Here is a 26,488-nt window from a genome sequence, read left to right on the forward strand (position 1 = left end):
GGATGAATGTGATGAAAAGAGCAACACTCTGGGCAGTTCTGGCTGTTCTTTGTACGATTCTGCTGCCAAAAGCCGCTTTTGCTCACGCTTATATCGTAAATTCAACTCCCGCTGAAAATCAGGAGCTGAAAAAAGCGCCTGCAGAAATTAAGATTGAATTCAATGAAGCAATTCAGAAAGGGTTTCATTCGATAACGGTCAGAAATTCGTCAGGTGAGCGCGTCGATTCCGGCAAAACGGAAATCGACCCGCAAAACGCAAAGATCATGACCGTCAAGCTGAAATCGAAGATAAAGGATGATATCTACTCAGCCGAATGGAGAGCCGTATCCGCAGACGGACATCCCGTATCAGGTACGATCCCTTTCAGTATCGGAAACATTCAAGGCGGGCTGCCGAAAGATCAGCAAAATCAAGCGTCAGGCCTGCCGGCAGCCGATACCGTCATTGAACGCGTCCTTTTGTATACCGGTTTTTCCCTGTTCATAGGAGCTGCTCTTTTTCAGCTCGTATGGCACCGACCTGAAAACGGCTGGCCGGGTGACAAACGGCGCCGTCTGAAGAGGATCAAGAATGCGGCGCTCTTATTGACAGGGGCCGCCATCATCATTCAGCTGCCACTGCAAACAAAAGCAAACGCAGGCGTTTCCTGGAGCGGGGCTTTTCAGCCTTCACTTTTACAAGAAACGCTTCTGAATACGACTGGAGGAACGCTGTGGCTGATCAACATCGCCATCATCGCCTTGCTTGTTTTCTCTTCGAATAGAAAAGGCCTGAAGAGCGCGATCTTGAGCCTGTTCCTTTTTGCCGGACTTTTGTTCGTCAAATCGCTCGACGGTCATGCCGCTTCGACGAGCGCCGGCTATATGACGACCGCGATGAACTTCATCCATCTGAATGCCGCTTCCATTTGGACTGGCGGACTCGCGATGTTTGTGCTGTTTTTCGGAAAAGACTGGCTGAAGTCTGACAAAAGTTTGATATGGGAAACCATTCGGCGCTTCTCGCCATGGGCGCTCGTTTCAGCAGGGCTTCTCATATTCTCGGGCCTTTTCAACAGCTTTTTCATCGTTCATACACTGGATAACCTGTTCGGGACGGCTTACGGGAAAGCGCTCCTTGTGAAATCGGCGCTCGTTCTTCTCATGATCGGACTCGGAGCATTTCACTATTTCCGTTTTAGAAAAGCGCCGAAACAGCAGGGCGGCCGTTCGATGAAAGCGGAATGGGCGGTCGGGCTTCTCATTCTGCTGACCACGGCGGTTTTCACCAATATTCCAAGTCCGCCCGCGCCGCTGCCGCAACCTTTCAGTGAGACGAAGGAGCTGACGGAAGGAAATACGCTGTCGCTCCGAATCAGCCCGAACATGCCGGGCTCAAATACGTTTGAAGTCACAGTCAGAAACAGAAAAGGAGACGTCGTCAAAGACATTCAAAAAATCGAATTAACCGTTGAGAAAACCGGGCTTTTCGGGGATGACAAGGAAAGCACGTTCAGCCTCAGCAAAAATAAAGACGGTGTTTTCCAAACGAAAAATTTAAATTTAAACGAAGACGGCATCTGGAAGATCCGCGTTCACGGATTAACTGCGTCATTTGAGGAAATCAGAACGGTCTTCAATGCAAAAATTAATAAAAAGGAGTTTTGATTATGTTTAAAAAAACATTATGGCTGGGTGCAATCCTAGCATCATTTTTGCTTTTCTCCGTGCCGGTCAGCGCACATGTCACAGTAAAACCGACCGAATCAGCAGCAGGCTCATGGGAAACATACACCGTTAAAGTACCGGTTGAAAAAGACAACGCTACAACCAAGGTCGTTCTCAGCATGCCGGACGGTGTTGAATTTCAGCAGTATGAACCGGTGCCGGGCTGGAAAACGAGCACTGAAACCGGCAAAAACGAAAAAGTGACAAGGGTGACGTGGGAAGCCGAAAACGGCGGCATTCAGCCCGGTGAATTCCAGCAGTTTACCTTCACCGCTAAAAACCCTGACAAAGAACAAAAGGCCGCCTGGAACGCTTACCAATATTATAAAGACGGCTCGATTGTCGAGTGGACCGGTGATGAGAACGCCGATACCCCGCATGCGATCACAAGCATTGTCGACGCTGCAAAGCTCGGACACGAAACGGTTGATGCACACGGCGCTTCAACGAAACAAAACACAGCCGCAGAAAATGAGGACGGTCAAGGAGGACAAGGGATTCAAACCGCTTCCCTGATCCTGTCGATCCTCGCCGTGCTTCTTGGGGGTGCTGCGCTGCTCTTGACAGTGCGGAAAAAGAAATCATAAAAAATGAAATGCTGTCGGGAACATCCCGACAGCATTTTTGTTTTATTTCAGTCCGAATCCTGCACGATTTGATAATACATGCCCGTTTTTTGATCGACCACCGGCTCCAAATAAAGCCCGTCATCAGTCTCAAATGTTCCATTCAGGCGAGCGGCAGCCCCTGTATATAACGTGTACTTGCTTCCCTTAGGCGTTGTAAACGGTGAAGAAGCTTCCGCACTCTCCGTTTCCGGGTGATCCGATTTTACAATTACATAACTTAAGTCGCGATACCATTGATATTTGCCGTTTTCCCGTTTGATGTGAGCGAGGCAAATTCCCTCCCCCTCCGAATCGCCGAATCGAAAAATGACGACTTTTTCACCGTTTAAATCGATTTTGTCTAAAATGTCGTCTTTTGTGATGTTTTCGTAACGAATACCGTCCTCCATTGCTTCCTGTTCGCTGTTCACCCATTTGGTTTGTTCATCATTTTCTTGGGCGCTCGCACAACCCGCAAGCAAGATCGCCAAGAAGAATAAAACTGTTCGTTTTTTCATCCGCTTCCTCCAACTTTAATTGTTTTAGGCCATTATATGAATTCGGCCAGCGTTGAACATTTCCTCTTTGCAGGGAAATTTCCGAAGCAGCGATTCAAAAATCAGCCAACTTATCTTACAATAGAAAAAGTTCTGAATGATCGAGTGGGGAGAGATCGGAGTATGAAAATATCGATTCTGTTTGTCTTGCTTGCGGCAATTTTATGGGGAACGACGGGAACAACCCAGGCATTCGCGCCGAAAGAGGCGGCGCCTCTTGTGTTCGGCGCTGTCAGAATGGCGGTCGGCGGCATCACCCTGCTCTTGTTTGCGGCTTTGCGCGGTCAATTGAAACGCAGCGGCTGGCCCGTTAAAACGCTGATCATCGCAGCATTGAGCATGGCATTTTACCAACCTTTCTTTTTTTCAGCCGTCAGCCTGTCAGGGATCGCTGTCGGAACGGTCGTCGCCATCGGCAGCGCTCCGATTATCGCCGGCTGCCTTGAATGGCTCGTGTTCAAAAAAGTTCCGCAGACGAAATGGTGGATCGCAACGGCTGCAGCGATAGCAGGCGTATCCTTATTATTCATCCCCTCCGCCTCATCGGGCGGGAGCTTTCTCGGCATACTGCTCGCACTCGGCGCCGGTCTTTCCTTTGCCGTCTACACGCTGACAAGCAAAAAGCTCCTGCAAAAGCAAAAGCCGGAGGCTGTCACAGGCACCGTGTTCTTTTTAAGCGCTGTATTGCTTGCCCCGTTGTTGTTTCTGTACGATATGAGCTGGATCTTATCGGCTCAGGGAATGGCTGTCAGCCTCTATATCGGCGTCATTGCAACCGGGGCCGCGTACCTGTTATTTACGACAGGATTGGCAAAAGTGCCAGCCTCAACGGCGGTGACGCTGTCGCTGGCTGAACCGCTCACAGCGTCGCTTTTGGGAACCGTGCTTGTCAGAGAATCGCTGCCTCTTGTTTCCTGGGCCGGGATCGCACTGCTTCTTTTAGGCATTTTTTATATTTCCTATCAGCCTAAAAAGGATAAAATGAACGCTGAACAGGTGAAAGCGTAAAAAAACCCGCCCGGGGATATGCGGGCGGGTTTTCATGTTGTCTTATGATTCATCCAAACCGATGGACAAATATTTTGTTTCCAAATACGGCTCGATGCCTTCCTGTCCGCCTTCGCGTCCGATTCCGCTTTCCTTCATGCCGCCGAAAGGCGCCTGAACGGTTGACGGTCCGCCGTCATTCCAGCCGAGAATGCCGTAATCAAGGTGTTCGGATAAATAGATGCCGCGGCGGTAGTTTTCCGTAAAGAAGTATGCCGCTAAACCGTAAGGCGTATCATTGGCGAGCTTGACCGCTTCGTCCAGCGTTTTAAAAGTCGTAATCGGCGCAACGGGACCGAATGTTTCCTCATGCATGATCGTCATTGAAGGATCAACATCCGTCAGCACTGTCGGGTGGACAAAGTAGCATGATTTCTCATCATCGCTTTCGTATTCGGCGCCGATGAGAACGTTTGCCCCTTTATTCACCGCGTCATTGATTTGGTCGACGATTTTTCGGAAGCCGTTTTTATTAATGATCGGACCGATTGATACACCTTCTTCAAGTCCGTTCCCGACTTTCAGCTTGGCGACTTCCGCACGGAGTTTTTCTGCGAATTCATCCTTAACCGATTCATGAACGATCAGACGGTTTGCACAGACACACGTTTGTCCGGCATTCCTGTATTTCGACAGCATCGTCTGTTTAACGGCGAGGTCGATGTTGGCATCTTCATCAACGATCAGCGGGGCATGGCCGCCGAGCTCCATTGACACATGCTTCACCGTCTCGGCGCTGTTTTTCATTAAATGTTTGCCGACAGGCGTTGACCCGGTGAACGTAATCTTGCGGATCAGCGGATGGCTTGTAAAGATAGAGCCGATCTCTTGCCCGTCGCCGATCACACACTGAAGGACGTCTTTCGGAATGCCCGCTTCGTGTCCGAGGCGGACGAGCTCAAGCGCCGTTAAAGGCGTGTCGGGCGCAGGCTTGATGATAAAGGTACAGCCCGCCGCCAAAGCCGGCGCCGCTTTTCGCGTGATCATCGCTGCCGGAAAGTTCCACGGGGTTATCGCCGCAACAGGACCGACTCCCTGGCGCGTGACGATAATGCGCTTGTTCGTCACAGATGCGGGAACTGTTCTTCCGTAGATGCGTTTCGCTTCCTCCGCATACCATTCGATATAACCGGCGCTATATATGACTTCACCCTGTGCTTCGGCGTACGGCTTGCCGTTTTCAAGCGTAATCAATTTTGCCAGCTCGTCCTTCTGCTCCACAATCAAATCAAACCATTTTTTCAGCAAGCCCGCTCGTTCTGAAGCCGATGTTTTCGACCATTTTTGAAATGCTTCATGCGAGCGTACGACAGCCTCTTCGACTTCCTTTGCGGATTGCTGGGGAACCGATTTGATTTTTTCTCCAGTCGCAGGATTATATACTTCTAGCATGCTGGTCATGTTGAATCTCCTCCCCCTTACGTTTTGAACTGCTGTTGTATAAAAGAAAACCGATCAATGTCCATCCCGCCAAGATCAGCCACTCATACGGCCATGTAAGCGCGGCCGGCATGCCTGGCAAATAAAAGGCAAGAAAGATAACACTTAAGAGGATAGCAGATATACCCGTCGTTTTCCACTTATTGATTTTATACGGTCTGTGTAAATCCGGCTCCGTTTTTCTCAGCTTCATGAATGCAATCGAGACGATCAAATATCCGACTATAATACCTGTTCCCCCTGCATTAACGATCCAAACAAGGGCCGGGCGCCCGAGCAGCGGCGCAAAAAACGCCAGTGCCCCCAGAAACAAAATCGCGTTAGTCGGCGTTTTATACTTCGGATGGATGAAGCCGAACCATTTCGGCACCATGCCTTTTTCCGACATCGCAAACAGAATGCGGCTCGCGCCGATGATAAATGCGTTCCAGCTCGTAATGATGCCGGCGACTCCGCCGAGGACAAGCACCGTGCCGAACAGCTGGTTCCCGAGCAGATTGACCATTGCATCCGCGGTCGCCAAAGAAGTCGTTGCAAGCTCGCTTTCTGACAGACCCATCGTCACGCCGAAAACAATCAGCAAATAAAACACGACCGCACTGACAATCGAAATAATCAAAATTTTGCCGATGATTTTTTTCGGGGCATTAATTTCAGCCGCGACCTGTGGGATGACGTCAAATCCGACAAACAGAAACGGAATCATGACGAGGACGGACATCATACCGGAGAACCCGTCTTTAAAAAGGGGCTGTACATGTTCGACATCACCGTTTACCAAGGCTCCGCCCAATAGGAGAAAGCCAGTGGCGATAATCGCGATCGTAAAAACCGACTGAAATATCGCGGCCGGCTTGACGCCGAAGTAATTGAGCGCGGTCAGGACGACCGCACCTCCTGAACCGATCAACACCCAAGTGGCATACACGTCCCAGCCGCTTAGCGACCAGAGAAACCCCTGATGTTCGACAGGCAGGACGTAATCAATGACGGTCGGCAATGCGACCGCCTCAAATGTAATCACCGAAACATAGCCGAAAAGCACACCCCAAGCGGCGACAAAAGCCGTTTTTCGGCCAAACGCCCTGTAGACGAAAATCAAGCCGCCTCCCGTTTCAGGGATGGCAGAAGACAGCTCCGCATACGTTAACCCGATTAAGATGACCAGTATGCCGCCGATGATAAACGCGATGGTGCTGCCCAAAAAGCCGGCTGTCGAAATCCAGTCGCCGGAAAGGACGACCCAGCCCCAGCCGAGCATAGCCCCGATCGCTAAAAATAGCACATCCGTCTGCGACATCGTTTTTTTCATTTGCTGTTTACCCATCAAAATCCGCCCCTTCTTTTAGAAGATGTCAAACTAGAGCTGTTCCAGCGCTTCTTCGATAATGCCGAGTCCTTCCTCAAGCAATTGATCAGTAATGACGAGCGGGGACAGAAAACGGATAATGTTGCCGTTGATCCCTGCCGTCAACAAGAGCAGGCCGTGTTCATTGGCGTACTTGGCAATCTTGGCCGCAGCTGCTTTGTCCGGCTCCCGCGTCTTCTCGTCCCGGACAATTTCAATCGCCAGCATCGCGCCAAGTCTGCGGACTTCCCCAATCTGCGGATATTTCATCTTCCATTCAAGCGCCCGCTCTTCGATGGCTTTGCCGATTTCTTCAGAGCGCGTGTTGAGCTGTTCCGATTCAATGATATCGAGCACTGCCAAAGCAGCTACGCATCCAAGCGGACTTCCGGCGTATGTGCCCCCGAGTTCCCCGGGGTCTGCCGCATCAAGCATTTCCGCCCGGCCGATGACACCGCTGAGCGGAACGCCGGCAGCCAGCGATTTTGACACCGTCACAAGGTCAGGAACGACATCAAAATGCTCAATCGCAAAATATTTTCCTGTTCTGGCAAATCCTGCTTGGATCTCATCAGCGACAAAAACGATGCCGTGTTTTTGACAGAAAGCCGCGACATGCTGCACAAACCGTTTTGAAGGAATAATGAATCCTCCTTCTCCTTGTACCGGCTCCATAACAACGCACGCGACCGTCTCCGGAGCAACAGACGAGACGAAGAAATCGTCAAACGCCTGAATAACCATGTCATCGTAACTTTCATCAGTCATCCCTTCAGGCTTTCTATAGTAGTAAGGAAACGGTGCCTGATATACTTCAGGTGCAAAAGGACCGAATCCGAATTTGTACGGTTTCACCTTGCTCGTCATGCTCATCGTCATGTTTGTGCGCCCGTGGAATCCGCGGGTAAAAGAAACGACGGCTTGACGCTTCGTATATTTTCTGGCGATTTTCACGGCGTTTTCTACGGCTTCCGCACCCGAGTTCAGGAAAATCGCTTTTTTCTCGTGGGCGCCCGGCGCAAGCCGGCAAAGCTTTTCCGCCAATTCGACATAGGCCGGATACATCATGACGTTAAAACCCGGATGGATGAGCTGTTCGGCCTGCTGCTTGACAGCTTCCACAACTTTCGGGTGTGAATGCCCGACATTTAATGTGCCGATCGCCCCGGCAAAATCGATAAAACGGCGTCCGTCAATATCATATAAAACGGCACCTTCCCCTTTAGCGGCCAGATGACGGTTTCCGTTGGAGACACCCCTTGCCACGAATTGATCCCGTTTGGCCTGCCAATCTTCCGTTGTGAATGCTTTTGTATTCAGACTCATAAAAAATCTCTCCCTCACTCTTATTTCTTATAATTCTGAATATTTTTTGGTATGATGAAAAGTACCAATCATTAATTTTTGATGGTACCAGAAGGAGGCGCTATGATTACGATACCGATTGATCGCTCCAAGGATGCGGATTATATTTATCACCAAATCTATCAACGGATTAAAGAAGAAATTTTCAGCCGCAACCTTTTGCCGGGGAAAAAGCTCCCATCCAAGCGCGAGCTCGCCGAAGCATTGAACGTCAGCATCAATTCGGTCAACGCCGCCTACCAGCAACTTCTGGCAGAAGGTTATCTTTATTCGCGTGAAAGAAAAGGCTTTTTTGTAGAGCAGATCGAAACGTTCCACGCCAGCCGCCATCCAGGGCCCCTTCAATTGGAAAAAGAACTGGTTGAAGAGCCCGAAAGCAAAGACGGCTGGATATCGTTTTCCCATATGAGCGTCGATACGGCGCATTTTCCGTTTAAAACATGGCTTCGCTGCGAACAGAAAGCGGTTTCTTCCCATGTAAACGAACTTGGAGAAATGACGCATCCGCAAGGTGTCTACGAAGTGCGCCAGACGATCGCACGCTTTATCGCTTTAACGAGAGGCGTCAAGTGTCACCCCGAACAAATCGTGATCAGCGCAGGCACACAGTCCTTAATTCACACGCTCCAGGATCTTCTCCCCGCCTCAGCCGTCTATGCGATGGAGGAGCCGGGATACAGCCGCATTTACCGACTGCTGAAAAATGAAGGGAAAGAGGTCGCCACGATTCAACTCGACCATAAAGGAATACGGATCAGCGAGATTCACCGTCTGAACCCGGACGTTTTATTTGTCACGCCTTCACACCAGTTTCCAACAGGAATCATTATGCCGGTATCGAGGAGGATTCAGCTTTTAAACTGGGTTTCCGACGGGGAAAACCGCTATATTGTGGAAGACGATTATGACAGCGAATTTAAATATGGAAGCGATACAATTCCCGCCCTGCAAAGCCTTGACCGCTCTGAAAAAGTCATCTACATCGGCACTTTTTCAAAATCGCTTCTTCCGGGCCTGAGAATCAGCTATATGGTACTGCCGCAAAAGCTGCTGAAGCGATACAGAAAAAGGCACCATTTCTCGATTCAATCGAGCAGCGTTTTAACGCAGCTCGCCCTGCAGGAATTGATCGAATCGGGGGAGTACCAAAAGCACATCAAGAAAATGAACCAGATTTACGAAGAAAAGCGGACAAGGCTGATCGGAAGCCTTGTCAAAACCTTTAACGGCCGGGTCAAAATTAAAGGCGAGAGCGCAGGCCTTCACTTTGTGGCCGATTTTGAAACGGATAGAAGTGAAGAAGAGGTTTTATCAAGAGCAAAGGAAAGACGGATCGAGGTTTACGGTATGAACCGGTTTACGTTAAAGAATGAGCAGTTAAAACATGAAGGAACGGTATCGCTCGTGCTTGGATTTGCCAAAATCGCTGCCGATCAGATCGACGAAGGGACTGCCAAGCTTTATGAAGCGGTATGCGGTTAAAAAATACCGGCAGGTTCGCTCCTGCCGGTATCAGCTTGGCTTTAGAAAGCCGACGTCTGCCCGTTTACCACCGTTCCTTTTCTACCTGGAGAACCGCCTCGATCAGTCCCGGAAACTGCTCCTCCAATTCCCGTTTGCAGAGGGAGTAATAATGATGCTTCCCTTCGATGCGGACTTTGAGCAGTCCCGCTTCCCTCAGCACCTTGAAATGGTGGGACAGCGTAGACTTTGCGATATTGAGATTTGTGCACGTACCGCACGTTTTCTCGGCTGTGTCAGCCAATGCTTTGACAATCTCAAGCCTGTAAGGATCACTCAAGGCCTGGAGAACGGCTATTAACTTCATTTCATTTGTTTTCATGGGTTAAATGTATCATAATCCTAGCTTCAAGACAATTCGTTAAGCAGGCAAATGAGTTGCCGGCAAGGCAAGGACATGTTACGATGCAATTGTTCGATGATTTTCGAACAATTGATTCACTGTGTATACAACGTACAAGAAAAGGAATTCTAAATGACATGACGGAGGTTTGATCCAATGATCGTATTGCAAGCCTATATGAAAGTAAAACCAGAAAAACGCGACGCCTTTCTCGAAAGCGTACAACCGCTGCTTAAACATTCAAGAGCTGAAGCCGGAAATGCCCAGTACCAGCTGTTTGAAGATACCGAACATGCCAATACATTTGTCATGCTTGAGCAATGGAAAGATCAAAACGCGCTTGACACCCATAATCAGACAGACCATTTTCAAGCTTTCGTTCAAGCCGCGGGCGACCTTTTATCAGAACCTCTGAATGTGGTTAAAACGCACACAACGGATGAAAGAAAGGATGACGTTTGAATGAATGAAGTATTGAAAACATTGACAGACCATAGATCGATTCGCAGCTATACAGATGAGCCCGTGAGCCCTGAACAGCTGGACAAGATCATTCAAGCCGTTCAAGCCGCGCCGAATTCAATTAACGGCCAGCAGGTCACCGTGATTACGGTTCAGGATAAGGAACGGAAAAAGAAAATTGCCGAACTGGCCGGCGGACAGGTCTGGATCGAGCAGGCCCCCGTTTTCCTTTTGTTCTGCGCGGACTTCAACCGTGCGAAAATCGCCCTTGAGAAAAGCGGCGAAACGCTTGCGATCACAGACGGAATGGAATCCGTGCTTGTCGGAGCTGTCGACGCAGGCATCGCCCTCGGTACGGCCACAGCAGCCGCTGAATCGATGGGACTTGGCACTGTGCCGATCGGCGCGGTCCGCGGCCGTGCAGAAGAGCTGATCGAACTGCTCAATATTCCTGAATACGTCTTCCCTGTCGCAGGACTTGTCGTCGGCCATCCGGCGGACCGCTCCGCGAAAAAACCGCGCCTTCCGGAACAAGCCGTAAGGCACAGCGAAACGTATCAACCAGATTTAAAACCGCTGATCGACGCGTACGATGAAGAAATATCCGAATACATGACAAAACGGACAAACGGACAGGAAACAAGAAACTGGTCGCAGGGCATATCCGCTTATTACAATAAAGTGTACTATCCTCACATCCGTGAAATGCTTGAGAAACAAGGATTTAAACTCGAATAGATACTTTAGGCTATCGGTGATCAATAGCCTTAGATTGTTGATAAAATCCCAAAACGGCTCTTAGTTTTGGGATTTTGTCATCCTTTCAGCGTGATTAAAACCCTTGCAGTCTAGGAAGGCTGAGCATCGGAGCGCAGCGAATGTTGGAATTCGTGAGCACCGACGCGCAGGCCTGACAACGAATGCGAGGGTTTGTCAACACGCTGAGGCTATCGGTGATCGATAGCCTTTTTCATGCGTACCATTCCACATTTCGATGAGCATCGAAGTTCTTTACATATACACTATGTAAAAAAAGGAGTGGAATACATGAAGCCATTTGCAAAGTATAAAGCATTTCTGGATCTCCATCATCAGTCAGGCCCATTCGTTCTGCCGAATGCCTGGGATGCGTCCAGCGCCAAAGCGTTTCAAAACTGCGGTTTTAAAGCAGTCGGCACAACCAGCGCCGGAATTGCCATGTCCCTCGGCTACCCCGACGGCGAACATCTCCCTTTTGAAACATTGCTTTCCGTACTGAAAACCATTACGGATGCCGTCGATATTCCCGTCAGTGCAGATCTTGAAGCGGGTTACGGCCAATCACCGGAAACAGTCGCCGAAAACGTGAAAAAGGCCGCAGCGGCCGGCGTTGTCGGTATTAATATTGAAGACGGAACGAAAGACCCCTGTCGGCCGCTGTGTGATGCAACATTAATGGAAGAAAAAATAACGGCTGTTAAAAAACTGAACCTTCCTGTTTTGATCAATGCCCGTACGGATGTGTACTGGCTCAATGCTGACGACCCCGGCTCCCGTCTTCAAACAGCCGTCCGGCGGGCAAATCGGTACAGACAAGCCGGCGCGGACTGCATTTTTATCCCCGGAGCCGATGATACAGGCACTATTGCCGGGCTGAGAAAAGGTATATCCGGGCCGCTCAATGTGCTGGCCGGCTCAAACACCCCCTCTTTACAGATTCTGTCCGAACTGGGGATCGAAAGGATCAGCTGCGGATCCGCCCCTTTCAGAGCTGCACTGTCACTGGTGAAAAAGATCGGTGAAGACATCATCCACCGCGGCACCTTCAATCATATGACGGACGGCGTGCTTTCATACAGCGAAGCTGCTGATTGGATCAGCCTTCATCGTGACCCAAAACAAAATCGTTGACCGAAACAGTTCGGTCTGTTAATATTTCATTTATGAAAACTCATGGGTTTTTTAGTGACCCATGAGTTTTATCATTGCGAAAGAAGGAGCCGGAATGAACGAAAAAAGAGCAGCAGTCTTAAGGGCCGCCAAAAAGCTGTTTGCCCAAAAAGGCTATCATAACGTTGCAATGCAAGCGATCGCTGAAGAATGCAAAATGTCAAAAGCATCTATTTATAAACTGTTTCAATCTAAAGAAGATCTTCTGCTGGCATTGATCAAGTTCAGAAAGCATGAAATGTTGAACAAAAGCGCCATCATCAATATGGAAACCTCGCTGACGCCAAAAGAAAGATTCGCTAAAAAAATCGCTTTGGAGATTACGGAATTCAGGGAAAACCGCCAATTTATCAATTTCATCTCCAATGAGGGATCATCTCCGGATACCGCGGTATTTAGAAAGCATCTGAAAGAAACAAAAGCGATGATCATCAGCTGGCATAAAGACTCTATCATTCAAGCGTACGGCGAAGAGGTGGAGCCGTTTATATGGGATATCGTCATCATTTTCCACGGGCTGATGAGGGAATTCCTGTTTTTAGTCGGCACTGGAAAAGCGCAACCTGACGTTAAAACGATTCCGCCATTCATTATGTCAGTTCTGGATCTCTTTATAGAGAAAAAGCTGAACGAAGATCAGAATAGTTCATTAAATGAAGACATTATTGCCTCCTATATGAATTTCTCAAGATGCTGGGCACCGCCCCAAAAAGAGGAATTGCTTGAAGACCTTTTGCAAAAACTGAAAACCAAGATTTCCTCCCTGTCACAAGACGACTTTTCCGTGACAGAACTGCTGTCTGCAGCAGATTTGCTGAGCGAGGAGCTTTTCAGCAAAGAGCCGCGCACGTATTTAATCACGGCTCTCCTTGATTACCTTGGAAAAATCGAGGTTCTCCAATACGATGTTTCACAAATACAAACGATTAGTATAAAAGAATAAGAGGGATTGATATGAATACAGAAACAGAACAACAGACATACAACAGAAATATCATCGTAGGTTTGCTCATTGCCGGGGCGTTTATCGCGATCTTGAACCAAACGCTTCTGGTTACCGCACTGCCGCATATTATGGCAGACTTGAACATAGACGCGACAAAAGCTCAATGGCTGACAACGGCGTTCATGCTGACAAACGGGATTCTCATTCCGATTACCGCCTTTTTGATCGAAAAGTTTTCGAGCCGCGCGCTCGTCATCGCCGCGATGAGCATCTTTGCGGCGGGAACGGTCGTCGGTGCGGTTGCGCCTAACTTCCCAGTTCTCCTGGCGGCGCGGATCATCCAGGCTGCAGGCGCCGGAATTATGATGCCGCTCATGCAGACGATCTTTTTAACGATTTTCCCGGTTGAAAAACGCGGGGCTGCAATGGGTATGGTCGGTTTGGTGATCGCCTTTGCACCGGCCATCGGACCGACATTGTCAGGCTGGATCGTCGACAGCTTTACATGGAGATACTTATTTTATATTATTCTACCAATTGCACTGATCGATCTTGTGCTTGTCATCTTGCTGATGAAAAACGTCACAAAATTGAGAGAAACATCAGTGGACATCATATCTATTATCTTGTCCAGCCTGGGTTTCGGCGGTTTATTGTACGGCTTCAGCAACGCCGGTTCAGAAGGCTGGGGAAGCAATACTGTTTTGATTTCCTTTGCAGTCGGTGCTGTCGCCCTGTTCTTCTTTATCTCTAGACAATTAAGAATCAAAAGGCCGATACTCGAGTTTCGCGTTTTCCAATCGTGGACTTTTACGATAACAACGCTCCTCGGTATGATCGTTTTTGCATTAATGATCGGTACCGAAACCATTTTGCCTCTGTATACGCAAAACGTCAGAGACGTGACAGCTTTCGATTCCGGTTTGATGCTGCTGCCGGGCGCGATAGCGATGGGCATCATGTCACCGATCATCGGCCGCATTTTTGACAAGATCGGCGGAAAAGGACTTGCGATTATCGGGTTTGCCGTCTTGCTGCTGACGTCGATCCCGTTTGCGGACCTGCAAATGGATACTTCGCTGACATTTATTATCGTGATTTATACGCTGCGGATGATGGGAACTTCCATGATTATGATGCCTCTCACAACGGCTGGTATCAATGCACTCCCGGCGCACCTCATTCCGCACGGCACAGCAATGAACAATACGATGCGCCAGATCGGCGGTTCGATCGGCACGGCTGTTCTGATTTCCGTCATGAGTAATTCAGCCAAAAACGCTGCGACATCTCATCCGTTAAATGCGCTCATTCACGGCATGAATTCCGCCTTTATCGTGGCCGCTGTCTTGGCGCTGATCGGATTTATCCTTTCGTTTACATTGAAAAAGAAGCCGCAGGCCGACAAACAAGGCCAGCCGGCGCGCTGATCATGTCACGCCAGTTCAATCGAACTGGCGTGTTTTTTATATTCGCTTAACTGAGTCTGGGTCCCTTGCGGCGTTATGACCATGAAATCCCGCTTTGCATCTCTCTGCCCTCTCCTTGAACAGACAAAAAAAGGCTGCCGGATATAACCGGCAGCCTCGCTCTTTTATTTCAATCCATTTTCGACTTCTTTCACCATTTCAGATACGGACTCAAGGCCTCCGCCTGACAGGTACCAGTAGCCTGGATCAAGGTATGTGATATGGCCGTTTTTATAGGCTTTTGTTGATTTTACAATTTCATTTTCGATGACTTCTTTTGCTGTTCCTTTTTCACCGATGGCAGCGCTTCGGTCGATGACAAACAGGTAATCAGGATTCTTTTCAGAAATATATTCGGAAGAGACGCTTTGACCGTGAAGGGAAACCTCGATGTTTTTATCGACAGGTTCAACGCCTAGCACATCGTGGATCAAGCCGAATCTTGAGCCGCTTCCATACGCGCTGATTTGTTTATCGCTCGTTAAGACGACCAGTCCTTTGCCGCCTTTTTCTTTCGCCAGCTTGTTGACTTTCTCTACTTTGTCATCAATTTTCGCAAGGGCTTCTTTGACAGCATCTTCTTTACCAAAGATTTTTCCAATGTTTTCGGTATTTTCTTTAAAACTGTTCATGTAGTTCTTCTGGTCAAGCTCAATATCGATCGTCGGAGCGATCTTTTTAAACTCGTCATACTGTTCAGACTGTCTGCCTTCGATGATGATCAAATCAGGCTCAAGCTCTGCAATTTTTTCAAAATCAGGCTCTTTTAGTCCGCCGACGCTTTCATATTTACTATCTTTATATTTTTTCAAGTAAGACGGAAGGGTTTGTTTCGGAAGGCCGACAACGCGGTCGCTTAAACCAAGCTCATCAAGCGTGTCAAGCATTCCAAAGTTGAAGACAACGACTTTTTTCGGGTCTTTCGGTACTTCTGTTGTATCGCTATTATGTTTAATTGTGACGGTTTCTTTTTTAGAGGAAGATTTTGCATCTGTATCAGCAGCTTTGTTTCCGCAGGCGGCTACGACAAGAACGGTTATCAATGCCATGATCAATAAAGATAGTTTTTTCATTTCAAGTCACCTCATCATTTAAAATATACACAGATTTTTTGGTCTCCGATTTGTTGGATCGGAATGTCCATCTCATAGATGTCTTTCAGCACCGGCGTTTGGATAATGTCTTCCGCCGGCCCCTCTTTTACAATCCGCCCGTTTTTCAGGGCTGCGATTCTGTCGGAATAAACCGAGGCAAAATTAATGTCATGAATGACAATGACGATCGTTTTTCCGCGATTTTCGACAAGGTCTTTCAAGAGCTTCATAATCTCTACTGAGTGTTTCATATCGAGGTTATTCAATGGTTCATCAAGCAATATATAGTCGGTATCCTGAGCGATGACCATCGCGATAAAAGCGCGCTGGCACTGGCCGCCGCTCAACTGATCGAGGTGTTTATGCTCAATGTCTCTCAGCTTCATATAATCAATCGCTTCGTCGACATATGCCCAGTCCTCTTTCGAAAGCCTTCCCTGTGAATAAGGAAACCTGCCGAAGCTGACGAGCTCCCTGACAGTCAGCCTGATGTTGATCTGATTGGACTGCTTTAAAATGCTGATTTTTTTGGCTAAATCATTGCTTTTATAAGCGCTGATTTCCTTCCCGTCAATCAGCACATTTCCGGCGTCCATGCCGATCAGCCTGCTGATGATGGACAAAAGCGTACTTTTCCCCGCTCCGTTCGGTCCGATGAAGGACGTGATCATTCCTTTTTGTATCGTTAAAGTCGTGGGATGAACAACGGTCTGCTCTCCGAATTGTTTCATGATATCTCGTACTTCTATCATCATTTACGCTCCTTCAGCAACAGGTAAATAAAATAAATCCCGCCGATAAAATCAATGATCACAACAAGCGTCACCGTTAAACCAAACAGCTTTTCAACAATGAACTGGCCCCCGACAAGCGCAATGATGCTGAACAAAACCGCTCCGGGAATCAGGACGCTGTGCTTATACGTTTTAAATACTTCCCGCGCCACATTGACGACGAGCAGCCCTAAAAATGTGATCGGCCCCACAAGGGCAGTAGACACGGAAACGAGAACGGCGACAACGATCAGCATTTTCTTTACCGTCCGGTCGTAATCGATTCCGAGGTTGACGGCTTGATCCCTGCCGAGCGAAATGACGTCAAAGTACGAATTATACCGCCAAGCGTAAACGAGTATCGCCAAAATGATGAGCGAAGCAAGCACTAAAATGTCCGTATTCAAATTGTTGAAGCTGGCAAACATCTTGTTTTGAACGACTTGGAACTCGTTCGGATCGATCAGCATCTGCATAAAGGATGACAGGCTTCTGAACAGTGTGCCGAACACGATTCCAACTAGCAATAGCAGGAAGATGTGCCTTCCCCCGCGGCGGAACATCAGGAAAAACAGCACAAATGAAAAGCAGACCATCAAACCGGTTGACAATAGAAAATTGCCGTTTTTGCCGAGGTCAGCGAGTTTGGCTGCACCGAAAAAGTAAATAATTCCGGTTTGCAGCAGAACATAGAGAGAATCGAGTCCGAGGATGCTCGGCGTCAAAATTCTGTTGTTTGTGATCGTTTGGAAAATCATCGACGAATACGCAATCGCTGTACCGACAACGATGATCGCAAAAACTTTGGCAAACCTCCGCGGAAGCGCATATTCCCATACAGACGGCAACCCGTAGAACAGAAACAAACCGATGCAGGCTGCTGCTATCACGATGAGTACAAGCATTTTCTGTTTATGACGCATAGGCTTTTCTCCTTAAAAGTAAGTAAAGAAAAACGCCGCTCCCGATAATGCCGACCATCAAACCAACCGAAATTTCGTACGGGTAAATGACGAGACGTCCCGCTATATCGCAAAACAAGACGAAAACGGCTCCGAGAATCGCCGTGTGAGGCAGGCTGTTTTTCAAATGATCTCCCCTGTAGATGGACACGATGTTCGGGATGATCAATCCCAAAAAGGGAAGCGTGCCAATCGTCAGGATGACGACGGACGAAATAATAGATACGATGATCAGCCCGATATTGACCACCCGCTTATAATTCAATCCAAGATTGATGGAAAAAGACTCCCCCATCCCGGCCAACGTGAACTTATTGGCGAACAGATAGGCAATGATAACGAGCGGTATACTCAGAAATAAGAGCTCATATCTCCCCTTCATGACAAGCGAAAAGTTTCCTTCAAACCATGCATTGACGTTTTGAATGATATTGTACTGATAAGCCATGAAAGTAGAAATGGCGCTGACAACACTTCCGAGCATCATACCGACGAGAGGGATAAAAATTGCATCTTTGAACTTGATTCTGTCCAAAATTTTGACGAACAGAAAGCTGCCAAACAGTGCAAAAACAAAGGCAAACAGTATTTTGACCACAATTCCTGCAGACGAAAAAAGCACGATCGCAATGATCACGCCGAGCCTCGCCCAATCCATTGTTCCAGCAGTGGTCGGTGAAACAAATTTATTGCGCGTCAGCTGCTGCATGATCAGCCCGCAGATGCTCAAGCTCATTCCCGCCAGCACGATGCTGAGCAAGCGCGGGATTCTGCTTATGTAAAGCGTTTGAATTTCGTCCTCATTCAAGCGGAAAAGATCAAGAGGCGAAAGCTCCTTAACGCCGATGAATATCGAGCTGAATGAAAGAATGATGAGCATTAGCAATAAGTATCGTAGTTTCATGCTGCAGTAGCCTCCTTGCACAACAAAGCAAACCCCTCCGCCGACGTTAATGATTATCATTATCAATAAGGGCCTTTATATATCTTACCATTTTTTCTGACATAGTCAATAAGATTAATAGATACAAAGGTTTAAGCCGTGCGATTTCCCTATCCTCAGTCCTCCTCAAAAACACATTTGTTCATTCCTGAAAGAAAAACCTTGATTCTTCTTGTAAAAAGCGCAATAATTAAAATTAAATTTATTTCGAAAATTTAAACTTTAGGAGATGTAACAAATGAAAGTCGTTAAATTTGGGGGCAGCTCGCTCGCTTCAGGAGCTCAGCTAGAGAAAGTATTTCAAATCGTCACTTCCGATCCGGAAAGGAAGGCCGTCGTCGTATCAGCACCCGGAAAACGGCATCCCGAGGATACGAAAGTAACCGACCTGTTAATCGAATGCGCCGAACAGTACTTATTATCGAAAAAAGCGCCCGGCCTGGTTGAGGCGATTGTCGGACGGTATGCCGATATCGCGCTTGAGCTCGGGCTTGCCGATGGCGTGATCAACCGGATCCGGGCAGACCTGCTTCAGCTGCTCGAAGGTGATAAAACAAATCCGGAACGGTTTATCGATGCGATCAAAGCAAGCGGTGAAGATAACAATGCCAAATTGGTAGCGGCATACTTCAGGCACCGGGGAGTTGAAGCACATTATGTCAGTCCAAAAGACGCCGGGCTGTTCGTGACGAGCGAACCCGGCAACGCACAAGTGCTGCCCGAGTCCTATGACAATCTGTTTCAGCTGAGACAGCAAAAGGGCATCATCATCTTTCCCGGCTTCTTCGGATTCAGCCAGGAAGGCGAAGTGATGACGTTTTCGCGAAGCGGCTCTGACATTACGGGCTCCATTTTAGCGAATGGATTGAAAGCCGAGTTGTATGAAAACTTCACTGACGTTGACGCCGTTTATTCTGTCAATCCGGCGATCGTTTCCAACCCGAAAGAAATCCGCGAGCTGACATACCGGGAAATGAGGGAGCTGTCGTATGCCGGCTTTTCCGTCTTTCATGATGAAGCATTGATCCCCGCTTTCCGGGCCCGCATACCGGTTCAGATCAAAAATACAAACAACCCGGACGCGGAGGGGACAAGGGTTGTCGCCACACGCGACAACACGAACGGACCTGTCGTCGGGATCGCCAGCGACAGCGGATTTTGCAGCATTTACATCAGCAAATATTTGATGAACCGCGAAATCGGCTTCGGCCGCCGCGTCCTGCAAATCCTTGAAGATGACGGGCTGACATATGAACACATTCCGTCCGGCATTGACGATATTACGATCATTTTAAGACAGGATCAAATGGATCAAGCAGCAGAAAAGCGGATGATCAAACGGATCAAGCAAGAACTGGATGCCGATGAAGTGACGATCGAACACAATATTGCCCTGATCATGGTCGTCGGCGAAGCCATGCGCCATAACGTCGGAACGACGGCAAGAGCGTCAAAAGCATTGTCTGAAGCCGGCGTCAATATCGAAATGATCAACCAGGGCTCCTCGGAAGTCAGCATGATGTTCGGCGTTAAAGAAGCTCAAGAAAAACAAGCGGTCCGCGCATTATACCAGGAATTTTTCGCAAAAGTTCTCGTTTAAAAAAACCCCTTTTTTTATGGGGTTTTTTTGTTGTCAGAAAATATCCCCTTCCCTTAAATTGCCTGCCTTAAATTGATTCACAAAACCGTTTTGAAAGCCGATATGTAAAGTAAATAAATTGATGGGAGAACACCATATGAATCTGTTGAGAAATATAAAAATCAGAAGCAAACTGTTTGTCATCATTATCATTTCGGCACTGGCTTTGTCGATTGTCGGCATCCAAGGGGTAGGCGGGCTGAGCAAGCTTTCCAAAGGTTCCGAGATGATCTATCAAGATCAATTGATTCCCAACCAGTTGTTTGCAAGATTAAAAGCGAACAACCTTGATATTGATACGTACAAATTCGAGTTAATGGTGACGAAAGACAACGATCGAAATGAAACTTTGCAAAAAAACATTCAGGAAAAAAACAAAGAAAACAGCACCTTAATGGAAAAGATCGATCAGCTGAAATTAATGGACAACGTCTCTGAAAAATACGAGAGCTTCAAAAGCGAATACAAGAAATTGCAAGATATCAGCAGCGACATGCTCAGCTTGGCGGTGATGAACGAAAATGACAAAGCATATGATGTCTATCTAAAAGAGATGGATCCTCAAAGGAAAACGGTCAACCAGCTGATTGAAGACATTCAAACATTAAATGCTGATAACGCCAAAACAATCTATCAGCGGGATTCTAAAGAAGCTGGTTCTATCATCACGCTTCTCATCATTGTCATCGCAGCATCGCTTGTTTTATCCATCTCGATCGGCCTCTTAATGACAAGGCTGATCACAAAACCGATCAAAGACATTCAAGCGCTGTTCACAGAAACAGAGCAAGGCGATTTTACTGTCAAAGGAACATATCAATCGAAAGATGAATTGGGATTGCTGACAGCATCGTTTAACAAAATGGTAGCAGGCGTCCGTTCGATCATTGAAACGGTCGGCGAAACGTCGCACCAAGTTGCTTCATCATCACAAGAATTGAGCGCCAGCGCTGATGAAAGCACAAAGGCGAGCGAGTACATCTCAACGACGATCCAGGAGCTTGCAGTAGGCTCTGATCAGCAGGTGGAAAGCGTTGAAAACAGCAGAACCGTTATTAAGGGAATGACCGAGTTTGCCGGAAGAATTTCTTCCAATGCCGAAAAAGCTGCCGCCACCGCTGACCAAACGGCGCTGATGTCGCTTGAAGGCACGAAAGCCATTGATAAAGTGAGCGCTCAAATGAAGTCTATTAATGAAACGGTCGTCTCTCTCTCAGAAGCATTTAAACATTTAACAGAGCGTTCCAATGAGATCGGGAATATTACCGAAGTGATTACGAGCATCGCTGAACAAACGAACCTGCTTGCTTTAAACGCAGCCATTGAAGCGGCCCGGGCGGGAGAACAAGGAAAAGGCTTTGCCGTCGTCGCGGATGAAGTCAGAAAATTAGCCGAGCAATCGGCCCAGTCAGCAGAACAGATTACAAGATTGATTACGATCATTCAAAACGATACAAAGCAGACGATGAACTCGGTCATTTCAGCAACCGGAGAAGTCAAAGAAGGACTTGTCGTCGTTCATGAAGCCGGAGGCGCTTTCCAAAAAATCGAAAATTCGATAACGGAGGTCGTCACACAGATCAATGACGTGACAAACTTGGTGAAAAACCTGACAGCCGGCACAAGCGAAATCGAAACCGCCATTTCCGGCGTCAAAGAAGTAGCGGAGACTGCAGCGGGAAGCACGCAAACGGTCAGTGCGGCAACCCAGGAGCAGCTTGCTTCAATGGAGGAAATCGCCGCCGCATCACAGATCCTCGCGCAAAACGCCGAAGAGCTGCAGCATCTGATCCAGAAATTCAAAATTAAAGATTAACAAAACCCCGCCAGACGCTGTCTGGCGGGGTTCTATTCATTCATCATCTCTCGCCGTCAGCGGCAGACGGATGATAAATTTTGTTCCTTTGTTTTTCTCGCTTTCAATCTCAACCGTGCCGTTGTGAAGGGAGACGAGCTGTCTGACGATCGACAGCCCCAGCCCGTATTCTCCGTAAGGGGTGTTTGTCCGTGATAAATCTGCTTTATAAAAACGATCCCAAATGTTTTCGATATCCTTTTCATCAATGCCGATTCCAGTATCCTCTACTTCGATCACCGTCTCCTTGTAGTCTTCCCGGCCTCTCAGCCAAACGGTTCCGTTCGTTGTGAATTGAATGCTGTTCTTCGTGATATTGACGAGAATCTGGATGAGCCGGTCATAATCGGCATTGACCATCACATGATCCTCCACATCGAGGATCAGCTGATTCTGTTTCTCCTCCGCCTGAAGCGCCAGCTGCTCTTTAATGATTTCAAACACTTCGATCAGCGGATAATGCAGCTTTTGCAGTGTAATCTGGTTGGAGCGGATTTTTTCATAATCAAGGTTTTCGTTGACGAGACGAATCAGCCTTTTTGTCTCCTCCGTAATCAGTTTCATACATTTATCCTGCTGATCTTCAGGTATCGTCTGGCTGTTCATCCCTTCCACTAATCCGCTGATCGTCGTCAGCGGCGTCTTCAGCTCATGTGAGACGTCAGTGATAAACTGCCTTCTCCGCTTTTCGAGCCGGTCGATTTCTTCGCTTGAGCTTTTTAACTTGCGGGCCATAATGTTAAAGTCGTCCCCCAAATCACCGATTTCATCCTTATTGCGGTTTTCAATATGGATGTTATAATCCCCGGCCGCGACTTTTTTCGTTGCGTCGCGGAGCTTCTGAATGCGGGTGACATGGAATTTGGACGTCAGCCAGCTTAAGAGAATAGCGATTAAGATGACACCCGCCGCTGTAAAGAGCATAAAGCGGTTCATGTCGCTGATCATTTCCTCGGTCCCGCTGATCGGAGCGGTCAGCAGAATGCCTCCCTGAAATTCATTGTTGACGATGTTGGGCAGCGCGACGACCGATACTTCCTCATTAAAACGATTAAAGTCGGTTTTGACGACAACGGCCTTTCCATCTTTAAGCTCTTTCCATTCTTCATCACTGAGCAGCAGTTTTCGCGGCCGCAAATCGGCCGGCGTCATCAAGACCTCTTTCTTTTCATTAAATAGAAAGAAGCTGATCTTCCTGCTTCGCAAAATTTCCTCAAACGGCTTCATAATGGCCGGCGCGCCTTTTGGCCGCATCTCCATTTCGCCCATGATGCGGTAGCCGTAGGAAGACAGCTCATCGACTTTGCTCTCGTACGCAAAGTCTTTGACAAAATGGGAAAACAGCGCCCCCGTGATGAGAAAAGCCAGGATTAATATACTGATGTGACTGGCCAGCAGCTGATAGAGATACTTAATCTTCATCGAACTTATACCCTACTCCCCATACGGTATAAAGAAACGGCCGCGAGTCGCTGCCAAGCTTTTTTCTCAACCGTTTAATATGAACGTCAACGGTCCGCTCGTCTCCGTAGAATTGGTATCCCCAGACCTGCTCAAGCAGCTGTTCCCTTGAAAAAACCTGTTTCGGGCTTTGCACCAGGTAATACAACAAATCGAACTCTTTAGGCGTCAAATTTTGAATTTGAACGCCGTCCAAAAATACTTCTCTCGTTTTTTTATTGATTTTAAAATGTCCCGTTTCAAGCGTGTCTCTGTCAGTGGAATCCTCCAGGCCGGCACTTTGATATCTCCGGCTCACCGCTTTGATTCTCGCCACAAGCGCCAAAGGGCTGAACGGCTTTGTCACATAATCATCAGCTCCGAGCTCAAAACCGAGCACCTGGTCTGATTCCGTATCTTTTGCCGTCAGCATAATAATCGGAACCGTGCTCTCTTCCCTGACCTTTTTGCAGATCGTGACCCCGCCCATGGACGGCAGCATGATATCGATGATCAGCAAATCCCAATCACCCGATTTAAAACGGTTATATCCCTCAAGTCCGTCATGGACGAACTCTGTTTCAAATCCTTCTTTTGCAAAAAACATTTCTGTCATTGTACATACACTTAAATTATCTTCGATCATTAATATTTTCATCGTAAATGTGCCTCCGCCAGACAAAAGTTAGATTCATTTTACACATGGCTCAGCCATTTCTCAATTCCATTCTGAACATTTAAAGGACTGGCAACAGTTTGGTCATAATTTGTTCATAAGTAGCGGCTAAGATGTAATCAAGCATAAGGCAAAAGCCCTACTGCCGTTTGACTTCGCAGCCATAATAAATGAAATAGATACGGAGGAATCACGCGTTATGAATTTTTTCAAACGAGCCTTTTGGAGCATGAAAGCGAAAAAAGGAAAAACACTTTTACAATTGTTTGTTTTCACGATGATTTGCGTGCTCGTGCTGACAGGAATTACGATCCAGTCGGCAGCCGTGAAATCGAGCGAACTGGCAAGGGAACAGCTTGGAGGCAGCGTCACGCTCAAAGTTGACAGGGAAAAAATGATGAAAAAACAGCAGGAATCAGGAGACCGGAAAAGGTTTGAATCGACTCCCGTTTCTGTCAAATCAGCCGAGAAACTTGCGAGCCTTGACCATGTCAAAAGCTATAACTTCATCTCCTCAACATCTGCTTTAGCGGACAATTTCGCTCCGATCGAAAGCGGTGACGAGGATTCAACGAACTCAAACAGCGATCAGCAGGCCGGGCCGGGCGGCAATGAACAGGGCGGCCGGCAAATGATGCAGGCTGACGTATCAATCGAAGGTGTGACAAGCACAGCCCTTGTCAGCGAATTTTCCGACGGAACATCAAAGATCACCGAAGGCCGTGCTTTAACAAAGGATGATGTGAATAAAAAAGTTGCCGTGATTGAAGAAACGCTTGCCGAAGAAAACGATCTGAAGGTCGGTGATACGATCAAAGTCAAAGCGAGCAGCGATGAAGATACAACGATCAATTTAAAAATCGTCGGAATCTATCAAACGACTTCATCCGGAGACAATCAAGCGCAAAACTTCGCCTTTTTAAACCCTTATAACAAAATCTACACACCATATACGGCGGCATCGGTTTTAAAAGGCGACGATTATAAAAACGCGATTGATGAAGCGGTCTACAATATGGACGACGCCTCCAACATCGACGCTTTCATTGCGGCTGCCAAGAAAACAGGCATTGATTTGGATACACTCACATTGGATGCCAATGATCAATTGTACCAGCAGATGGTCGGCCCGATTGAAAATGTCGCGTCCTTCTCGAAAAATGTCGTCTATCTTGTCACGATCGCGGGAGCGGTGATCCTCGGACTGATCGTCATGATGTCAATCAGGGAAAGAAAATACGAAATGGGCGTTCTGATGGCGATCGGTGAAAAACGCTGGAAACTGGTCGGACAGTTTTTGGCCGAAATCTTAATGATCGCAGTGCTTGCCATCGGCATCTCAGCATTAACCGGCAGCCTGATTGCGGGGCAAATCGGGAATCAGCTCTTGAGCCAGCAAATCGAACAAACGTCAGCTAGCCAGTCTGCAGGCGGAATGGTGGGTCCAGGCGGAGGAGGCTTCTTCGGACAAAGTACCGCTCAAGTCTCAGCCATTGATCAGCTCGACATTCAAGTATCCTTCGGGGACTTAATGGCACTCGGCGGCACCGGCCTATTAATCGCGATGTTCGCGACACTCCTTCCGTCAATATCTGTTTTAAGGCTCCATCCGAAAACGATTTTAACAAAACAAGAATAGAAAGAAGTGAAGATCATGGGCAGTATTTTAGAATTTCAGAATGTCGGCTATTGGTATAAAAATCAGGAACAGCCTCTTTTCGAAGATATCAGCATTCAATTCAGCCAAGGACTCTTATATACGATTGTCGGGACTTCCGGTTCAGGCAAAACCACTTTTTTATCGTTGGCAGGCGGACTTGACGTGCCAAAAGAGGGGGACATCCTGTATAAAGGAGAAAATATTTCAAAAATCGGGCTGACCAGCTTCCGCAATCAATATGTATCGATCGTCTTTCAGTCCTATAACCTGCTGCCGTATATGACAGCTCTCCAAAATATCACGTCGGCTATGGAAATTACCGGTTCTCAGGTCCAAAACAAAGAACAATACGCTTTGAAGATGCTCGAAAAAGTCGGCATCCGTGAAAAACAGGCCAGACAGAAAGTATTGACATTAAGCGGCGGCCAGCAGCAGCGTGTCTCCATCATCAGAGCGTTCTGCTGCGACACGGACTTAATCGTCGCCGATGAACCGACAGGCAACTTGGATGAAGATACATCAAAGGACATCGTCCGGCTCTTCCAAAACCTTGCCCACCAAGAAAACAAATGCGTCATCATGGTCACCCATGATGAACAGATCGCGAAAGTATCCGATGTCAACATCCGGCTTTCAAGGGGCGGCTTTACCGTCAAAAACCGCAGATCAGCAGGATAAGAGGAACGGCATGAGCCGTTCCCC

The 26,488-nt window shown here is 47.7% G+C and carries 24 protein-coding genes; 13 read left to right on the plus strand and 11 right to left on the minus strand.

What is annotated here, in order from left to right:
* The first annotated feature begins 2 nt into the window (after positions 1 to 2).
* Both BTA31_RS12045 and BTA31_RS12050 read left to right on the plus strand, forming a co-directional pair.
* Positions 3 to 1,649, plus strand: coding sequence for a copper resistance protein CopC (locus BTA31_RS12045; protein ID WP_076792002.1), 1,647 nt, complete (start codon positions 3 to 5; stop codon positions 1,647 to 1,649).
* A 2-nt stretch (positions 1,650 to 1,651) separates the two neighbouring features.
* Positions 1,652 to 2,296 carry a YcnI family copper-binding membrane protein gene (locus BTA31_RS12050; RefSeq protein ID WP_076791824.1) on the plus strand — a complete coding sequence of 215 codons (645 nt, stop codon included), beginning with the start codon at positions 1,652 to 1,654 and terminating at the stop codon, positions 2,294 to 2,296.
* A gap of 47 nt (positions 2,297 to 2,343) precedes the next feature.
* Here the strand turns inward: BTA31_RS12050 and BTA31_RS12055 are convergent, their stop codons facing one another.
* Positions 2,344 to 2,835 (minus strand): putative periplasmic lipoprotein, encoded by a 492-nt coding sequence (locus BTA31_RS12055; protein ID WP_076791827.1) that lies wholly within the window; start codon positions 2,833 to 2,835, stop codon positions 2,344 to 2,346.
* 162 nt (positions 2,836 to 2,997) lie between these two features.
* Between BTA31_RS12055 and BTA31_RS12060 the strand changes: the two genes are divergently transcribed.
* Entirely contained in the window at positions 2,998 to 3,882 is an 885-nt protein-coding gene (locus tag BTA31_RS12060; RefSeq protein ID WP_076791830.1) for a DMT family transporter, read from the plus strand.
* Between the two features lie 42 nt (positions 3,883 to 3,924).
* On the opposite strand, the gene gabD is transcribed toward BTA31_RS12060, so the two are convergent.
* The 3 genes from gabD to gabT are packed head-to-tail and all read right to left on the minus strand — an operon-like array spanning position 3,925 to position 8,035.
* Positions 3,925 to 5,322 (minus strand): succinate-semialdehyde dehydrogenase, encoded by a 1,398-nt coding sequence (gabD, locus tag BTA31_RS12065; RefSeq protein WP_076791833.1) that lies wholly within the window; start codon positions 5,320 to 5,322, stop codon positions 3,925 to 3,927.
* Positions 5,297 to 6,688 (minus strand): APC family permease, encoded by a 1,392-nt coding sequence (locus BTA31_RS12070; protein WP_043926015.1) that lies wholly within the window; start codon positions 6,686 to 6,688, stop codon positions 5,297 to 5,299. Before BTA31_RS12070 ends, gabD begins: the two co-directional genes overlap by 26 nt.
* A gap of 33 nt (positions 6,689 to 6,721) precedes the next feature.
* Positions 6,722 to 8,035: a 4-aminobutyrate--2-oxoglutarate transaminase gene (gene gabT, locus BTA31_RS12075; RefSeq protein WP_076791836.1), complete on the minus strand. Its 1,314-nt coding sequence runs from the start codon at positions 8,033 to 8,035 to the stop codon at positions 6,722 to 6,724.
* 102 nt (positions 8,036 to 8,137) lie between these two features.
* Here gabT and gabR point away from each other — a divergent pair, with 102 nt between their 5' ends.
* Complete coding sequence (gene gabR, locus BTA31_RS12080) at positions 8,138 to 9,556, plus strand: MocR-like transcriptional regulator GabR (protein ID WP_076791839.1); 1,419 nt, start codon at positions 8,138 to 8,140, stop codon at positions 9,554 to 9,556.
* A 64-nt stretch (positions 9,557 to 9,620) separates the two neighbouring features.
* Here gabR and BTA31_RS12085 read toward each other — a convergent pair whose 3' ends face one another.
* Entirely contained in the window at positions 9,621 to 9,917 is a 297-nt protein-coding gene (locus tag BTA31_RS12085) for an ArsR/SmtB family transcription factor (protein WP_076791842.1), read from the minus strand.
* A gap of 177 nt (positions 9,918 to 10,094) precedes the next feature.
* On the opposite strand from BTA31_RS12085, the gene BTA31_RS12095 reads away from it, so the two are divergent.
* The 5 genes from BTA31_RS12095 (at position 10,095) to BTA31_RS12115 (ending at position 14,705) form a co-directional block, all read left to right on the plus strand.
* Positions 10,095 to 10,400 (plus strand): putative quinol monooxygenase, encoded by a 306-nt coding sequence (locus BTA31_RS12095; protein WP_076791848.1) that lies wholly within the window; start codon positions 10,095 to 10,097, stop codon positions 10,398 to 10,400.
* On the plus strand, positions 10,401 to 11,138 hold the full coding sequence (gene nfsA / locus BTA31_RS12100; RefSeq protein ID WP_076791850.1) for an oxygen-insensitive NADPH nitroreductase: 738 nt from the start codon (positions 10,401 to 10,403) through the stop codon (positions 11,136 to 11,138).
* A gap of 309 nt (positions 11,139 to 11,447) precedes the next feature.
* The gene (locus tag BTA31_RS12105) at positions 11,448 to 12,290 is read left to right on the plus strand and encodes an isocitrate lyase/PEP mutase family protein (RefSeq protein WP_076791853.1); all 843 of its coding nucleotides are present in this window, start codon (positions 11,448 to 11,450) and stop codon (positions 12,288 to 12,290) included.
* A 94-nt stretch (positions 12,291 to 12,384) separates the two neighbouring features.
* The gene (locus BTA31_RS12110; protein ID WP_239693183.1) at positions 12,385 to 13,272 is read left to right on the plus strand and encodes a TetR/AcrR family transcriptional regulator; all 888 of its coding nucleotides are present in this window, start codon (positions 12,385 to 12,387) and stop codon (positions 13,270 to 13,272) included.
* A gap of 11 nt (positions 13,273 to 13,283) precedes the next feature.
* Complete coding sequence (locus BTA31_RS12115; protein WP_043926007.1) at positions 13,284 to 14,705, plus strand: MDR family MFS transporter; 1,422 nt, start codon at positions 13,284 to 13,286, stop codon at positions 14,703 to 14,705.
* A gap of 164 nt (positions 14,706 to 14,869) precedes the next feature.
* Here the strand turns inward: BTA31_RS12115 and BTA31_RS12120 are convergent, their stop codons facing one another.
* Genes BTA31_RS12120 through BTA31_RS12135 form a run of 4 tightly spaced genes read right to left on the minus strand, consistent with a single transcriptional unit; the run spans position 14,870 to position 18,477 of the window.
* On the minus strand, positions 14,870 to 15,817 hold the full coding sequence (locus BTA31_RS12120) for a siderophore ABC transporter substrate-binding protein (protein WP_043926005.1): 948 nt from the start codon (positions 15,815 to 15,817) through the stop codon (positions 14,870 to 14,872).
* 14 nt (positions 15,818 to 15,831) lie between these two features.
* A complete protein-coding gene (locus BTA31_RS12125; protein ID WP_043926004.1) occupies positions 15,832 to 16,590 on the minus strand; it encodes an iron ABC transporter ATP-binding protein in 759 nt (252 codons plus the stop codon).
* A complete protein-coding gene (locus BTA31_RS12130; protein ID WP_076791858.1) occupies positions 16,590 to 17,534 on the minus strand; it encodes an iron chelate uptake ABC transporter family permease subunit in 945 nt (314 codons plus the stop codon). Before BTA31_RS12130 ends, BTA31_RS12125 begins: the two co-directional genes overlap by 1 nt.
* Complete coding sequence (locus tag BTA31_RS12135; protein WP_076791861.1) at positions 17,524 to 18,477, minus strand: ABC transporter permease; 954 nt, start codon at positions 18,475 to 18,477, stop codon at positions 17,524 to 17,526. Before BTA31_RS12135 ends, BTA31_RS12130 begins: the two co-directional genes overlap by 11 nt.
* Before the next feature lie 277 nt (positions 18,478 to 18,754).
* Here BTA31_RS12135 and BTA31_RS12140 point away from each other — a divergent pair, with 277 nt between their 5' ends.
* Both BTA31_RS12140 and BTA31_RS12145 read left to right on the plus strand, forming a co-directional pair.
* Positions 18,755 to 20,116, plus strand: a complete 1,362-nt coding sequence (locus BTA31_RS12140) for an aspartate kinase (RefSeq protein ID WP_076791864.1) — start codon at positions 18,755 to 18,757, stop codon at positions 20,114 to 20,116.
* Positions 20,117 to 20,252: 136 nt separating this feature from the next.
* Entirely contained in the window at positions 20,253 to 21,971 is a 1,719-nt protein-coding gene (locus BTA31_RS12145) for a methyl-accepting chemotaxis protein (protein ID WP_076791867.1), read from the plus strand.
* Positions 21,972 to 22,007: 36 nt separating this feature from the next.
* Here BTA31_RS12145 and BTA31_RS12150 read toward each other — a convergent pair whose 3' ends face one another.
* Together BTA31_RS12150 and BTA31_RS12155 are read right to left on the minus strand one after the other, a co-directional pair.
* On the minus strand, positions 22,008 to 23,432 hold the full coding sequence (locus BTA31_RS12150) for a sensor histidine kinase (RefSeq protein ID WP_076791870.1): 1,425 nt from the start codon (positions 23,430 to 23,432) through the stop codon (positions 22,008 to 22,010).
* Complete coding sequence (locus BTA31_RS12155; RefSeq protein ID WP_076791872.1) at positions 23,422 to 24,108, minus strand: response regulator transcription factor; 687 nt, start codon at positions 24,106 to 24,108, stop codon at positions 23,422 to 23,424. Before BTA31_RS12155 ends, BTA31_RS12150 begins: the two co-directional genes overlap by 11 nt.
* Positions 24,109 to 24,325: 217 nt before the next feature.
* Here BTA31_RS12155 and BTA31_RS12160 point away from each other — a divergent pair, with 217 nt between their 5' ends.
* The gene (locus tag BTA31_RS12160) at positions 24,326 to 25,765 is read left to right on the plus strand and encodes an ABC transporter permease (protein WP_076791875.1); all 1,440 of its coding nucleotides are present in this window, start codon (positions 24,326 to 24,328) and stop codon (positions 25,763 to 25,765) included.
* A 15-nt stretch (positions 25,766 to 25,780) separates the two neighbouring features.
* Complete coding sequence (locus tag BTA31_RS12165; RefSeq protein WP_076791878.1) at positions 25,781 to 26,464, plus strand: ABC transporter ATP-binding protein; 684 nt, start codon at positions 25,781 to 25,783, stop codon at positions 26,462 to 26,464.
* Positions 26,465 to 26,488 lie beyond the last annotated feature (24 nt).

The organism is Bacillus haynesii, from assembly GCF_001969855.1.
GTDB lineage: Bacteria > Bacillota > Bacilli > Bacillales > Bacillaceae > Bacillus > Bacillus haynesii.

What these genes read in the sequence shown, in the direction of transcription:
- BTA31_RS12045 (WP_076792002.1), top strand. Translation starts at nt 3, where the DNA reads ATGAATGTGATGAAAAGAGCAACACTCTGGGCAGTTCTGGCTGTTCTT.
- BTA31_RS12050 (WP_076791824.1), top strand. Translation starts at nt 1,652, where the DNA reads ATGTTTAAAAAAACATTATGGCTGGGTGCAATCCTAGCATCATTTTTG.
- BTA31_RS12055 (WP_076791827.1), bottom strand. Translation starts at nt 2,835, where the DNA reads ATGAAAAAACGAACAGTTTTATTCTTCTTGGCGATCTTGCTTGCGGGT.
- BTA31_RS12060 (WP_076791830.1), top strand. Translation starts at nt 2,998, where the DNA reads ATGAAAATATCGATTCTGTTTGTCTTGCTTGCGGCAATTTTATGGGGA.
- gabD (WP_076791833.1), bottom strand. Translation starts at nt 5,322, where the DNA reads ATGACCAGCATGCTAGAAGTATATAATCCTGCGACTGGAGAAAAAATC.
- BTA31_RS12070 (WP_043926015.1), bottom strand. Translation starts at nt 6,688, where the DNA reads ATGGGTAAACAGCAAATGAAAAAAACGATGTCGCAGACGGATGTGCTA.
- gabT (WP_076791836.1), bottom strand. Translation starts at nt 8,035, where the DNA reads ATGAGTCTGAATACAAAAGCATTCACAACGGAAGATTGGCAGGCCAAA.
- gabR (WP_076791839.1), top strand. Translation starts at nt 8,138, where the DNA reads ATGATTACGATACCGATTGATCGCTCCAAGGATGCGGATTATATTTAT.
- BTA31_RS12085 (WP_076791842.1), bottom strand. Translation starts at nt 9,917, where the DNA reads ATGAAAACAAATGAAATGAAGTTAATAGCCGTTCTCCAGGCCTTGAGT.
- BTA31_RS12095 (WP_076791848.1), top strand. Translation starts at nt 10,095, where the DNA reads ATGATCGTATTGCAAGCCTATATGAAAGTAAAACCAGAAAAACGCGAC.
- nfsA (WP_076791850.1), top strand. Translation starts at nt 10,401, where the DNA reads ATGAATGAAGTATTGAAAACATTGACAGACCATAGATCGATTCGCAGC.
- BTA31_RS12105 (WP_076791853.1), top strand. Translation starts at nt 11,448, where the DNA reads ATGAAGCCATTTGCAAAGTATAAAGCATTTCTGGATCTCCATCATCAG.
- BTA31_RS12110 (WP_239693183.1), top strand. Translation starts at nt 12,385, where the DNA reads ATGAACGAAAAAAGAGCAGCAGTCTTAAGGGCCGCCAAAAAGCTGTTT.
- BTA31_RS12115 (WP_043926007.1), top strand. Translation starts at nt 13,284, where the DNA reads ATGAATACAGAAACAGAACAACAGACATACAACAGAAATATCATCGTA.
- BTA31_RS12120 (WP_043926005.1), bottom strand. Translation starts at nt 15,817, where the DNA reads ATGAAAAAACTATCTTTATTGATCATGGCATTGATAACCGTTCTTGTC.
- BTA31_RS12125 (WP_043926004.1), bottom strand. Translation starts at nt 16,590, where the DNA reads ATGATAGAAGTACGAGATATCATGAAACAATTCGGAGAGCAGACCGTT.
- BTA31_RS12130 (WP_076791858.1), bottom strand. Translation starts at nt 17,534, where the DNA reads ATGCGTCATAAACAGAAAATGCTTGTACTCATCGTGATAGCAGCAGCC.
- BTA31_RS12135 (WP_076791861.1), bottom strand. Translation starts at nt 18,477, where the DNA reads ATGAAACTACGATACTTATTGCTAATGCTCATCATTCTTTCATTCAGC.
- BTA31_RS12140 (WP_076791864.1), top strand. Translation starts at nt 18,755, where the DNA reads ATGAAAGTCGTTAAATTTGGGGGCAGCTCGCTCGCTTCAGGAGCTCAG.
- BTA31_RS12145 (WP_076791867.1), top strand. Translation starts at nt 20,253, where the DNA reads ATGAATCTGTTGAGAAATATAAAAATCAGAAGCAAACTGTTTGTCATC.
- BTA31_RS12150 (WP_076791870.1), bottom strand. Translation starts at nt 23,432, where the DNA reads ATGAAGATTAAGTATCTCTATCAGCTGCTGGCCAGTCACATCAGTATA.
- BTA31_RS12155 (WP_076791872.1), bottom strand. Translation starts at nt 24,108, where the DNA reads ATGAAAATATTAATGATCGAAGATAATTTAAGTGTATGTACAATGACA.
- BTA31_RS12160 (WP_076791875.1), top strand. Translation starts at nt 24,326, where the DNA reads ATGAATTTTTTCAAACGAGCCTTTTGGAGCATGAAAGCGAAAAAAGGA.
- BTA31_RS12165 (WP_076791878.1), top strand. Translation starts at nt 25,781, where the DNA reads ATGGGCAGTATTTTAGAATTTCAGAATGTCGGCTATTGGTATAAAAAT.